The sequence below is a fragment of the Pseudomonas sp. LLC-1 genome (assembly GCF_002992185.1).
GTDB lineage: Bacteria > Pseudomonadota > Gammaproteobacteria > Pseudomonadales > Pseudomonadaceae > Aquipseudomonas > Aquipseudomonas monteilii.
Genome location: NZ_LUVY01000020.1, coordinates 93,186 through 104,906, shown reverse-complemented (window position 1 = coordinate 104,906; position 11,721 = coordinate 93,186). Strand labels below are relative to the sequence as shown.

The following is an 11,721-nucleotide window of genomic DNA, read 5'->3' as shown; positions in this document are numbered from 1 at the left end:
TTAGTGGTACTAAACGATGCGGCGACAACTCAATGGTCAGGTGTTTGTCTGGCTGCATGTATTCGCCTGCGCAGCCCGGCACCTGTCCTTCACCCGCTGCGCCGAAGAGCTGCACATTACCCCAGGCGCTGTCAGCCAGCAGATGCGCCAGCTGGAAGAACGCCTGGGTTACCGGCTGTTCCTGCGTCGGGCACGCGGTGTGGAGCTGAGTGCCGAAGGGCAACGCCTGGCCCAGACGGTGGCAGAAGCCTACGGCAGCATCGAGGCCGAATTGTTGCGCCTGGATGCCGGTGAAATCCGCGGCACCTTGCGCGTGCGCTCGATCCCGTCTTTTTTGGCCAAATGGCTCACCCCGCGCCTGCCGCGTTTTCAGCAGCGTTACCCGGACATCGAGCTGCGCCTGGTGGCCGAGGACAGTGCCCAGGCATTGACCCCAGGCGATTTCGACCTGGCTATCGACCTGAACGATGGCAGCTACCCTGGCATGCTCTCGACACCGCTGCTGGACGAGCAGATCTTTCCGGTGTGCTCACCTACCCTGCTACGCGGGCGCCCGCCGCTGCATGGGCCGGCGGACCTCGCGCACTACCCGCTGCTGCACGACATCACGGCATGGCGTGGCAGTTCGGAGTATGCGGAGTGGGAGTTCTACCTGGAGGGTATTGGCGCCGCCGGCCTGGATGTGCGGCGTGGGCACACCTTCAACCGCAACCACCTGACCATCGAAGCGGCCATCGCCGGCATCGGCGTAGCGATCGCCCGCCGCACACTGTTGAATGACGAACTGGAGCGCGGCGCGTTGATCGTGCCGTTTGGCGTGCCGATCGCCAACCACAAACGCTACGTGGTGCATTACCCGCCAGGCGGGTTGAACCAGCCTGGGGCCCGGGCGGTGCATGACTGGCTGGTGGCGGAAGCGCGGGGGTTCCGGGAATTGCACCCGCTGAACAAGGAATAGCACACCTTTCGTGCTGACACTGTACGTGTAGGAGCGGCTTCAGCCGCGAACACCGGCGGAGCCGGTGCCATACACCGTGTCGAATTCTTCGCGGGTAAACCCGCTCCCACAGGATACGCGGCGTGCTTACGAGATTTGCTATTTAGTAAGCCTGCTTGCCGGTAAAGGCATTAAGGGTGCGCACCAGAATCACGAAGTCCAGCCACAGCGACCAGTTGTTGATGTACTCGATGTCCGAGTCCACCCGCTGGATCATCTGCTCGATATCCTTGGTCTCTCCCCTGAAACCACGTACCTGGGCCAGGCCGGTCATGCCGGGCTTGATGTTGTGGCGGGCAAAGTAATCAACGATGTCCTGGGAATACAAAGTGTCATGCTGCAGCGCATGCGGTCGCGGCCCGACCAGCGACATTTCCCCGGTCAGCACATTGAACAGCTGTGGCAATTCATCCAGGCTGGTGCGACGAATGAAGGCGCCAATCCGGGTAAGCCGCGGGTCATTCTTCTGTGCCTGCTTGACCACACCACCTTCGGGCTGGTGGACATGCATGCTCCTGAATTTCCAGATCCGGAACGATTCCCCGGTCCAGCCCGTGCGTTCCTGGCGGAAGAACACCGGCCCGGGGCTGGTGAGTTTGATGGCCAGCGCAACCGTCAGCAATACAGGCGAAGCGCACAGTAGAATGACTGCAGCCAGCACCCTGTCCTCAAGGTTTTTCAGGAAAAGGCTCATGCCCGTCAGTGGCGTTTCCGACAAGGTCAGCACAGGAATCCCGGCAATTTCACGCACACTGTGGTTGATAAGGCGCAACGAAAAGATATCCGGCACCCAGTTCACCGCGATGCACTTGTCGAGCAGCTTGAAGTACACATCGTTGATGACCTCGGAGCCACCGAGCGGCGTAACCAGGTAAACGGTGCGTATACCATGCTGGGCGACGATTTCATCCAGGTCTGCAATGTGCCCCAGCACAGGCAGGCGCTGCTTGCCCTCGCCGTTGTCACGCCCCTGCCCGTCGCCCTTGCCGAGCAGTACGCACCCCAATACCCGTTCACCAAACCAGGGGTTGTTGCTGATTTTCTGATAAAGAAAATTCGCCAGGTCGCCGTCGCCGATAATCAGTGCGTTATCCAGGCGCGCATGGGCGGTAAACCGCTTTTGCAGTTCACGTACGGCAAAGTGCAGGAACAACTGCGCGATGTAGCCAATGATGAACAACTGCACCACCAACAACCGCGAGTACGTTTCACTCTGCTTGGTCAGGAAGGCCATGACCACGAGAAAACAGAACGTTGCCGACCAGGCCTTGAACAGGCGGAAGGCTTTGATCGAAAGCCCGACATTGGTGCGGTAGATCGCATAATGGTCGTAAATGACGGCCAGTGCGCCAATCAGCAACAGCAGCATGATTACATAATCGGAGGTAATGTAACCAAACTGGTCGTAGATGAGATACCAGGCAATACCGGTGACTGCAATGCCATCGAGCCCTGCCTGAATGGCGTTACTTACGCTGCTTCTTCTTTGGAGTAAGGAACGACTGCTTCTGGGTTCGAAAACCATTTCAGACCTCATCTGTGTGAGCGTAGCCAGTGCCTTCCATCAAGCATCAAGTCTTGAAAACAGCGTGTACAACGCCAGATAAGCAAGATCGTGCAGCCCCCAAGCCACTGCTCTCACTGTAGCAGCCACCCGCCATCAGCGCGGATTTTGGCCGAATCACACAGTGCCCCTGGCCGAATCGGCGGCCTTGCGGTAAAGCAGCGTGCGCAGCAGGAACAGCGGGTTGCCCACCACATAGCGCATGAACAGGCGTTTTGGCTCGCGCAACAGCCGGTACGCCCACTCTCCCCCCAGCCGCCTTAGCCAAGGCGGTGCCCGGCTGACCTTGCCGCCGAGAAAGTCCAGGATTGCCCCACCACACACGATCAGGCACGGCCCGCCAACGGCTGCCAGCCTGGCCGCCACTGCCTCCTGCTTGGGCATGCCCATGCCCAGCACGATCAACTCGGGCTGCTGCTCACGGGCCAGCCGCAGGTAGGTTTCGAGGCTGGCGAAGCCGTCATGAACCGACACGGGTACTACACCAAACTCGGCTTCACACCGCTGCACGGCCTGGTTCAGGTAGGGTTGTCGGGTGCCCCAGAATGCGACCTTGCGCCCACGGTATGCGGCCATGAGCCTGGGAATGAAGTCAGTCCCGTTCATGTTAAGCCCGGGTGCCAGGCCCAGGCGCCGATACAGGATGGCCATGCCAGAGCCGTCGCGCAGCAACACGTCGGCTGCCGACAGTGCCTGGCAGTAGGCGCCGTCACGGACCACCAGGTTCATCGCATGGGCATTGACGAAGCCCAGCACGGTTGCGGCTTGCGGGGCAGCCAGCCTGTCGAGCAGGCGCTGTGCCGCGCCGCTGTCGGGCACCACCTCTAGCGCGTCGATTATGCGTTGCCAGCGATTCTGCCATTGCCACAGTGCCATCAGTCATCATCCCGTTTTGAGCGCACCCACTCGACCTGGCGCTTGATCAGGAACCCCAGGTACAAAGGGATTTTCTTTGCCGCGTAGAACGGTGCGTAAAGCAAGACAGAAAACGGGATCAGCTCACGGCAGAAGCGCGCCCAAGCCAGCAAAACCGCAAGGCTGAGCATGCCCAACGCTATCAGGGCGATCCACGCTGGCGCGGCAACATCGAACAGCAAGTACGCAAGCCAAGCCACCAGATTGAGCCCCAGCAAGGTCAGCACCAACAACGCCAAAGGCGGTACCAGCAAGTCGAGGGTCATCGCCAGCAAGCTGCCATTGCCTTGGGTCACGGCGGCCAACGCACGCTTGGGTGCATCGGCCAGCATCAAGCCCAGGTGGCCATGCTCCCAGCGGGTGCGCTGGCTGTTCAGGCCTTGCTGGCTGGCAGGAAACTGGCTGGTGACCAATGCCTCAGGGCAGAACACGGGAGGCTTGCCCTGCTGACACAGGTCCAGGCCCAGTTTCACGTCCTCTACCAGGTGCCCATTGGCAAGGTTGATCAAGGTCAGGTCGTGCCAACCGAATGCCATGCCCGCACCCATCAGTTGGCAGGGCAAGCCCAGCCTCGCCCACCCGCGCGGGCGCACCAGGTTTTTTACCCGCCAGGCAAACTCGGCGACCTGCACTTTCAGCCCGGCACCCACGGGCGCACGCATCAGGTACAGCGCCTGTACCGGGCGCTGGGTCTGGTGATAGCGACGCGCCAGGCAGTCAATCGCCCCCTCACCCACCTGGCAATCGGCATCCACCACAATCACCACCTCGGGAGGCTGCTCAGCCAGGTGACGCACGCCGAAGTCCAGCGCATAGCCTTTGCCACGCAACACCGAGTCGAAGCGTTCCACAACCTCGGCGCCGGCGTCGCGGGCCAGCTGCGCGGTGTCATCGGTGCAGTTGTCTGCCACCACCAGCAAGCGGTCACCCTCAAGCAATTGCGGGGCTATGCTCGCCAGCGTTGCGCGAATGATCGCAGCCTCATCGTGGGCAGGTACCAGCACCGCCACCCGGGGGCGCAGACTATGGCCCAGGTACTGCGAGCGTGGTGGCAGACATGCCAGCAGCATCTGTACAAAAAAAATCGACACAGGCGCAAGGACGATGACCGTCAGCAGGCCCAGTAACCAACTCAATACACTTATCATGCGGATGCCTTGAAGTAAGCGGCCAGCCGGGCCGCTTCGGTGTCGATATCATGCCGCTGCAGCACACGCTGGTAGGCGGCCTCGCCCATGCGCTGCAGCACGTCGGCCGGTTGGCACAGGCAATCCGCCATGGCTTCAGCCAGCTCGTCGACGGCGCCAGCGGGGAACAGCCAGCCGTTCTCACCCGGGCGCACCAGCTCGGGGATGCCCGCCACATAGGTGGTCAGCACGGGCCGGCGCAAGGCCATGGCCTCCATGATCACCACCGGCAGGCCTTCGGCGAAGCTGGGCAATACCAGCGCGCGGGCGGCAAGGATTTCTTCGCGCACCTGCGCACTGCTGATCCAGCCAGTGATGCGTACGCGCTGCTGCAAGCCATGCCGGGCAATCAGGGCCTCGATCTGCTGGCGCATTTCACCGTCACCCGCCAACACCAGTTCGAAGTCAATCGACTGCGCAGCAAGCTGACGCGCCGCCTCAAGCAACAGCAGCTGGCCTTTCTGCTCGCACAGGCGCCCCACGCAAACAAGCCGTGGTACCGACGGTACATCGACCGGCGCCACCTCATGGAAACCCCGCTCCAAGCCGCAATGCACCACCTTTACCTTGGGCCAATGCTCGTGCGCCACCCAGCGGAACAGCTGGCTGCGCCCGTAAGAACTGACCGCTGCGACAAAGGCGGCTCGCCGCACCTTTTCACCCATGTGCAGGAACTGCGGTTTGTCGAACTCTTCCGGCCCATGCACGGTAAAACTGTAAGTCGGCCCGCCCAGCTGGTTGGTCAGCATGACCACCTCGGTGGAGTTGGTGCCGAAATGGGCATGCACGTGTTTCGCCTCACTGGCCTGCAGCCACTGCAGCACCTGGCAAGCTTCGGCCAGGTAGACCAGGTGGTAGGGCCAGGCGCGGTCGGCGCGCAGGCCAAGGCGCATGGCCAGCCACAGGGCCTGGAAAAACCGCCCGGGCTGTGCTCGCAGCACCTGTAACGTGGGCCTGAGCAAGCCCTTTACACCAGCCCGCAGCACATAACGGGTCTTGTCGCGCTCGGCCGTATCCTCGGCATCCTGCAACTCGGCGTCCCATCCCCGCAGGGCGATGCGTTGCACCTCTACACCCTGACGCTCCAGCGCCAGGATCTCGCGGCGGATGAAACTGTGGCTGACCTTCGGGTACTGATTGATGAAGTAAGCAATGCGCATACGAATCCAGATCCCAACCCGCTTGATGACCGGCCTCCCCTGGCAACCTTCACTTCAGGCTGTCGACTACGGGTGGTCTGTCTACTGCCGATGCACTCACAGCAAATGCATCCCCCTGTTTTCCTTGTAGTCCAAGGTTGTGACCGCTGCCCGGCAATGCGGCCTGCAGGCGAATAAAAACATCGTCGAGCAGCGCCTGGCGGCGGCGGTACATCGCACGCTTTTTGGCCGGGATGTCCTGCTCGGCCCGTTGTGCCGGTGCCAGGGGGACAGTGAAGAAGTCGTCGCGGTTCGACGCCGTAGCGCCATTTTCCTGCCAGATGACGTCGTAATTGGCCGCCAGATCCTGGGCCTTGTCGCTGCCAAAGTACGGGTGGCGATGGTGCCGGCAGGCATCGCTGACGGCATACAGGTGCGCAACGCCCAGCATGCGGGCCAGGCACTTCAACGCTTCGAGCAGCAGGCTGCGCGGGCGCAGCCCCTCGAAGTCCTTGGTCAGGTCACGGTAGATGGCCAGCGAGGTTTCACTGTCGATGCCCTTGTGAATGCCCTGGACGGCACCGATGAACATCGACAGCCCCCCCTGATCGCGGCACAGGGTAAACGCCAACGACGCCACGCGCAGGTCGCCCTGGAACAGGTTCAGTACCAGTTCACCTTCGCGCTTGAACCAGATCGGCCGGTCCAGCACCAGGCGGCAGCCCGGCGAATAACTGGCCAGTTCGCACAGCGTCAGGCTTTCGTCCCGCCCCAGTAGCAACAGCGCCGGAAACTGCCCGGCCAGCACTTCAAAGTGCGAAGCCACCACCTCCAGGCGCTGCGGGGCCTCCCAGCATTTGCTGAGGTAAGGCCACTGCACCACGCCGATGCAATCCACACCCAGCCGCTGCAGCCCCTGCTGGCCCAGCGCCGCCGTCATGCGCTGCATGAAGGCATTCAGCTCAGGCCATTGCCTGACAATCTCTCGGGTCAACTTGTACTTGTTGTTCAATGCCCGCAACGAGTAGCCCGGTTGCAGGGTAAACACGCTTTTCACGAGGGCGCCGAGCATCATGGGTCTCTCTCACTTGTACTCGATCAAAGCCGATTTGCCGGCCGCGAAGCGGTGGCGCATGAATTTCAGCTGGCCGAGCATTTCCGGGAACTTGCCCAGCACCAGGAACACCGCCTGCAGCCAGTTCTCGCGCGCCGATTTGCCACCACGACGGGCCAGGCGCACAGCCTGCAGCGGATAAATCAATAGCAAAAGCAGGCTCCAGCCACCCAACAGCAGGCAAGCCAGCACTATCACCACAGGAATGCCCAAGCCCCACAACCAGGCCCGGCGTGACTCGCGTAACCAGTGCTGCTCTGGCGGCTGCCCATGCAGGTAGGCCCCTTCGGCATAGGCATGGCCGGCACGCAGGCTGCGCCGCCACCATTGGCTGAAACGGGTCATGGCCGCGTCGTGCAAGGTCATCTCGGCGTCCAGGCGCCAGACTTTCCAGCCATGGCCTCGCAAGCGCACGCACAGCTCGGGCTCCTCGCCAGCGATCAGGTCAGCGCGGAAGCCGCCAGCGGCAGCGAAGGCATCTGCGCGCATCAACGCATCGCCGCCACAGGCCTTGGCTTCACCGATGGGGGTGTCCCATTCCAGATCGCACAACAGGTTGTACACCGATCGTTCCGGGAAGCGCTCACGGCGGCGGCCGCACACCACTGCCACCTCGGGGTGCTGATCGAGAAATGCCTGCGCCGTGGCCAGCCAGCGGGCATCCACCTCGCAGTCACCATCGACGAACTGCACCAGTTGCATCGACGGCAACAGCCGCTGCAAGGCGCTAAAGCCTTCGTTGCGGGCGCGCGCGGCAGTGAACGGAACACGCATATCCAACGCCAGTACCTCCACCCCCAGGCTGCGGGCCAACTGCGGCGAACCGTCGGTGGAGCCCGAGTCGACGTACACGACCTTGCCCACGCCTTGCATCAGCGAACGCAGGCATCGCTCCAGGCGTGTGCCTTCGTTGCGGCCGATGACCACCACACCGATTACCGTTGCCATAAGCCTCACTCAACGGGCGCCGTGCCAGCCGGCTGCCTGGTCTTGATGGTGGCCGGCACCCCTACCGCCAACGAGTTGTCCGGCACATCCACCAGAACCACGGCATTGGCGCCGATGATCACGTTGTTGCCTACGCGAATACTGCCCAGCACCTTGGCGCCGGTGCCGATATCGACGTTGTTGCCGAACACCGGCGCAATCGGCTCGTCGACATTCTTCAAGCCCACCACCACGCCGTTGCGGATGCGGCAGTCATCGCCAAAGCGGGCATAGCCGCTGACAACGATGCCACCAAAATGGTCGATGACGAAGTTGCGGCCAATCACCACTTCGCACGGCAGTTCGATGCCGGTGATGATTTGCACGAATTTGAACAGCACCTTGTAGATCAACGAGCACAGCTTGCGCAGCAGCGCCGGGCGCACGGTATAGCGCCAGCGGCCAAAGCGATACACCAGCAGTACCCAGAACCCCTGGGCGCCCCAGTCACCGCCGTGGGCCCGCAGGTCAGCACGAATATTCTCGAACATGGCTCCACCTACCTTGTCGCCTGGCTGGCGTACCGGGTCTTGAACAACAATGACCAGGTTGCCTGGCAATGACGCCAGCAGGCCTGTATCGCGCCCCAGCCGCGTCGTTTCAACAGCGCCTTGAGTGCCAGCACCAGGTCACCCAGGGTGACCAGCAGCATGTGCAGGGCCAGCCCCGCCACCCCGTGGTGCTTGCGGAAGTACAGCAACTCGCTTTCGATCTGGTACGCCGAGATCTGTCGGCTTGCCGCCTCCAGTTCGGCCACCGATTTGGAGCTTTCACCGCCGATGTGCACCACGGTTGTATGCGGATAGAACACCACTTTCCAGCCCGCCTCCTTCACCCGCTTGCAGTGGTCCACCTCTTCGTAATAAAGGAAGTAGCGAGGGTCGAACAGGCCTACCTTGTCCAGCACTTCGCGGCGTACCAGGTAGAAGCAGCCGGGCAACCAGTCACACTCGCGAACCGATGCGTGGTCCCAGTTCATTTCGTCGACCATTTTCAGCCCCGGGAAAAACCGCCCCAACCCGGTACGCCCGACAAAAACATTGAGCGGCGTTGGGAAGTAGCGGCAACTGGGCTGCAGGTCACCGTCTCGGCCCTCAAGGCGCACCCCCAGCACGCCGCACTCCGGGTGGGCCTCCATGTAGTCGAGGGTTTTCTGCAAGGAGTCGGCGGCGACAAAGGCATCGGTATTGAGCAGCAACGCGTACTTGCCCTTCAGGTGGGCCAGCAGCTGGTTGTTGGCCCGGCCGAACCCCACATTCTGCTTGTTGCTCAGCAGCAGTGCTTCGGGACACACCTGGGCCATGCGCTGCACCGAGTCATCGCGTGATGCATTGTCCACCACCAGGTAGCTGGCCAGCCGCTCGCTGTCAGCCCGGCGCAGGGCGTCAAACATCGGCTGCAGCAGCCCGGCGGTATTGAAGTTGACCACCATGACATCCACAGGTTTGCTAGCCATTTTTGCTGTCCCCGAAGAAATACTGACGCCTTTGCGCCATCAATAGCGGCTCCACTTCCGGGTCGTAGGCGCCATTGCGCTGCTTGACCAGGTCGATCCACGGGTAGGCTTCGCAACGCGCTTCGACCCGTTTGATCAGCTGTTCGGTGGTACAGATGAATTCAGCCGGGTTGCCACCGTAGACAGTGCCTGGCGGTACATCCTTGGTCACTACCGCGCCGGCAGCCACGATCGATTCCGGCCCGATGGTCACACGGGGCATGATGATCGCACCGTGGCCGATGAAGCAGTTGTCCTTGATATCGATGAACCCGACTGAATCCAGGTGCTTGCCGAAGCGATGCTCGATCAGCAATACCACTCCGTCATGACCGATCAGCGTGCAGTCGGAAAGGCCCACACTGTTGCCAATGCGTACCAGCGATGGGTCGAGGAACTTGCAGCCTGTATTGACAAAGAAGTTGGTGCCGACCGAGTGAAAGTTGCCCCAGCGGGTGAGGTAGGCGCCCCATTCAAGCCCTGAAGGCCTGCAGAACCGCCTGTAGAACGTGCCGCCCCGCCCGGTTGCATGGGCATAATGCGCCACTGCCTTGCGTATCCATCCCTTCATACTGCCTGGCCTCGCAATCAAATCCGTCTGGAATGTCCCTGAGGCGTTCCGGTCTCGTTCTTCTGGTTGCTGACCGCAGCGCTCTCAACCCATGTACAACTAGTGTCACGCCACGGCGCCTCTGGCCGCCGTCATCTTGGCATTGAGGTGGTCGGCCAGCCGCACGGCAAACTGCAGCAGCGGCATGGTCGGGTTGGAGGCGCCGCCCTTGGCGAAAATACTGCTGCCGGCGATGTACAGGTTTTCGGTACCAAACACCTTGCAGTGGGTATCGACCACGCCGTACTGCGGCGAGGCGGCCATGCGCGTGGTGCCCATGTGATGGGCATGCGGGGCCATTTTCAGCGGGATCGACGTGTCGTAGACAAAGTCGTTGAGCTTGACGAAGCCCAGGTCCATGTCGGCGAACTGCTTGGCCAGTTCGGTGCCGATGCACTTGATGGTATGCCGGTCATCGGCGGTCAGCGCCCAGTTGACATTGACCTTGGCCACGCCCAGCGCATCCTTCTCGTTCAGCAGCGAAATGCGGCTGTGCAGGTTGGGGAACTGCTCGATCATGGTGCTGATGACACCGTCACCCGGGCAGCTGAACTTGGCGACGAAGGACACCTTGCTAGCGAAGCCCCAGTCACACGCAAGGTTTTCGAGAAAATGCTTGACCTCGGCAGTGCGCCCATAGGTTTGCACATCGGCCAGCAAGGCGGCGGTGACGTTGCCTTTGCCGGCCTTGTACTCATCGACGAAGGCATCGGTGGTGTAGTACTGGCGTGGCTCCGGGTCCTGCCCGGACTTGAGGATGAAGGTCCCCAGGTCGATGTTCAGGTGCTCCATGAAGCACCCGCCAACCAGCCCGTCCTTGTTCACCACGCCCGCGCCCACCAAGGTTTCACTGTTGAGCAACTGCCGGGCATTCTCGATGGCACCGGTGGCCAGAATGAAGTTGCTTGCCACCAGGCGCTGCCGATTGCGTTCGTAGTCGGACAGGATCACGGCGGCCAGGTGCCCGGATGCCTTGTCGAACTCCAGGTCCACGCAGTTGCAATTGATGAACACGTCCAGGCCTTTGGTCTGTTCGAGGGCCGTGGCGTATTTCTGCGCAAAGCGCGTGGGTGTGCTCAGCAGGAAACGATCGGGTTCGAAATCGCCACCGTTGAGGCCGGTATTCATCGCACGGAAATCCGACCCGGCCGGCAGGTCGACGATATCCATGGCCGCAGGCAGGTAGCCCTCGATCTCCGAATAGGCAATGGGCCAGCCAGGCAGGTCGCCTGGCGGGGGGATAGAAAAGTCGGAGGGCGTGAAAGGACGACAGCGGCCAGCCCAATGGTTGGAAGTGCCGCCCAGGTAACGCAGGCGGGTTTCCTCGGCGTACAGTTCAAGGCCCGTGGACGCGCAGGCATACAAGCCTTGCGAGTGCGGCGCATACTCACGCCCGCCGCCCTCGGCGAGCAACACGCTCCAGCCCGCGGCGGCCAGGCGCAGGCCCAGGGTAATACCTGCCGGGCCGGCGCCGATGATGCAAAAATCGTAATGATCGCGCAGCGCCTTCTGCTGCTGATAGTCCTTGATCATGCTGGCTCGTTCCGGAAGTAACGGGACGGCAATACCCAGCCGTTGATCACCACGAACCCCGGCTTTTCGACAGGTTTGCCAGCAACGGCTGCAGAAGCGCCGAATACGGCGCCACCGACGCCCAGCAAGACACAACTCTGGAGAAAGCCCCTACGCCCCAGCTGCGCACTACAAAAAGTA

The 11,721-nt window shown here is 61.8% G+C and carries 11 protein-coding genes; 1 reads left to right on the top strand and 10 read right to left on the bottom strand.

Annotated elements, in window-relative coordinates:
- Positions 1–16 precede the first annotated feature (16 nt).
- A complete protein-coding gene (locus tag A0O30_RS22680) occupies positions 17–958 on the top strand; it encodes a LysR substrate-binding domain-containing protein (RefSeq protein WP_105948110.1) in 942 nt (313 codons plus the stop codon).
- 142 nt (positions 959–1,100) lie between these two features.
- On the opposite strand, the gene A0O30_RS22675 is transcribed toward A0O30_RS22680, so the two are convergent.
- From A0O30_RS22675 to A0O30_RS22630, 10 genes are all read right to left on the bottom strand, one after another.
- Positions 1,101–2,522 (bottom strand): undecaprenyl-phosphate glucose phosphotransferase, encoded by a 1,422-nt coding sequence (locus tag A0O30_RS22675; protein ID WP_105948109.1) that lies wholly within the window; start codon positions 2,520–2,522, stop codon positions 1,101–1,103.
- A 156-nt stretch (positions 2,523–2,678) separates the two neighbouring features.
- Positions 2,679–3,437, bottom strand: a complete 759-nt coding sequence (locus tag A0O30_RS22670) for a WecB/TagA/CpsF family glycosyltransferase (protein WP_371920901.1) — start codon at positions 3,435–3,437, stop codon at positions 2,679–2,681.
- Positions 3,437–4,624 carry a glycosyltransferase family 2 protein gene (locus A0O30_RS22665; protein WP_105948108.1) on the bottom strand — a complete coding sequence of 396 codons (1,188 nt, stop codon included), beginning with the start codon at positions 4,622–4,624 and terminating at the stop codon, positions 3,437–3,439. Before A0O30_RS22665 ends, A0O30_RS22670 begins: the two co-directional genes overlap by 1 nt.
- Entirely contained in the window at positions 4,621–5,823 is a 1,203-nt protein-coding gene (locus tag A0O30_RS22660) for a glycosyltransferase (RefSeq protein ID WP_105948107.1), read from the bottom strand. Before A0O30_RS22660 ends, A0O30_RS22665 begins: the two co-directional genes overlap by 4 nt.
- A 49-nt stretch (positions 5,824–5,872) precedes the next feature.
- Complete coding sequence (locus A0O30_RS22655) at positions 5,873–6,877, bottom strand: VirK/YbjX family protein (RefSeq protein WP_105948106.1); 1,005 nt, start codon at positions 6,875–6,877, stop codon at positions 5,873–5,875.
- A 9-nt stretch (positions 6,878–6,886) separates the two neighbouring features.
- Complete coding sequence (locus A0O30_RS22650) at positions 6,887–7,864, bottom strand: glycosyltransferase family 2 protein (RefSeq protein WP_105948105.1); 978 nt, start codon at positions 7,862–7,864, stop codon at positions 6,887–6,889.
- 5 nt (positions 7,865–7,869) lie between these two features.
- Positions 7,870–8,394, bottom strand: coding sequence for a serine O-acetyltransferase (locus A0O30_RS22645; RefSeq protein WP_105948104.1), 525 nt, complete (start codon positions 8,392–8,394; stop codon positions 7,870–7,872).
- A gap of 8 nt (positions 8,395–8,402) precedes the next feature.
- Complete coding sequence (locus A0O30_RS22640) at positions 8,403–9,359, bottom strand: glycosyltransferase family 2 protein (RefSeq protein WP_105948103.1); 957 nt, start codon at positions 9,357–9,359, stop codon at positions 8,403–8,405.
- Positions 9,352–9,969 (bottom strand): acyltransferase, encoded by a 618-nt coding sequence (locus A0O30_RS22635; protein WP_016715289.1) that lies wholly within the window; start codon positions 9,967–9,969, stop codon positions 9,352–9,354. The genes A0O30_RS22640 and A0O30_RS22635 overlap by 8 nt, the downstream gene beginning before the upstream one ends.
- Positions 9,970–10,074: 105 nt before the next feature.
- Positions 10,075–11,541: an FAD-dependent oxidoreductase gene (locus tag A0O30_RS22630; RefSeq protein WP_105948102.1), complete on the bottom strand. Its 1,467-nt coding sequence runs from the start codon at positions 11,539–11,541 to the stop codon at positions 10,075–10,077.
- Between the last annotated feature and the right edge of the window lie 180 nt (positions 11,542–11,721).

What these genes read in the sequence shown, in the direction of transcription:
- A0O30_RS22655 (WP_105948106.1), bottom strand. Translation starts at nt 6,877, where the DNA reads ATGATGCTCGGCGCCCTCGTGAAAAGCGTGTTTACCCTGCAACCGGGC.
- A0O30_RS22660 (WP_105948107.1), bottom strand. Translation starts at nt 5,823, where the DNA reads ATGCGCATTGCTTACTTCATCAATCAGTACCCGAAGGTCAGCCACAGT.
- A0O30_RS22675 (WP_105948109.1), bottom strand. Translation starts at nt 2,522, where the DNA reads ATGGTTTTCGAACCCAGAAGCAGTCGTTCCTTACTCCAAAGAAGAAGC.
- A0O30_RS22630 (WP_105948102.1), bottom strand. Translation starts at nt 11,541, where the DNA reads ATGATCAAGGACTATCAGCAGCAGAAGGCGCTGCGCGATCATTACGAT.
- A0O30_RS22665 (WP_105948108.1), bottom strand. Translation starts at nt 4,624, where the DNA reads ATGATAAGTGTATTGAGTTGGTTACTGGGCCTGCTGACGGTCATCGTC.
- A0O30_RS22670 (WP_371920901.1), bottom strand. Translation starts at nt 3,437, where the DNA reads ATGGCACTGTGGCAATGGCAGAATCGCTGGCAACGCATAATCGACGCG.
- A0O30_RS22650 (WP_105948105.1), bottom strand. Translation starts at nt 7,864, where the DNA reads ATGGCAACGGTAATCGGTGTGGTGGTCATCGGCCGCAACGAAGGCACA.
- A0O30_RS22645 (WP_105948104.1), bottom strand. Translation starts at nt 8,394, where the DNA reads ATGTTCGAGAATATTCGTGCTGACCTGCGGGCCCACGGCGGTGACTGG.
- A0O30_RS22640 (WP_105948103.1), bottom strand. Translation starts at nt 9,359, where the DNA reads ATGGCTAGCAAACCTGTGGATGTCATGGTGGTCAACTTCAATACCGCC.
- A0O30_RS22680 (WP_105948110.1), top strand. Translation starts at nt 17, where the DNA reads ATGCGGCGACAACTCAATGGTCAGGTGTTTGTCTGGCTGCATGTATTC.
- A0O30_RS22635 (WP_016715289.1), bottom strand. Translation starts at nt 9,969, where the DNA reads ATGAAGGGATGGATACGCAAGGCAGTGGCGCATTATGCCCATGCAACC.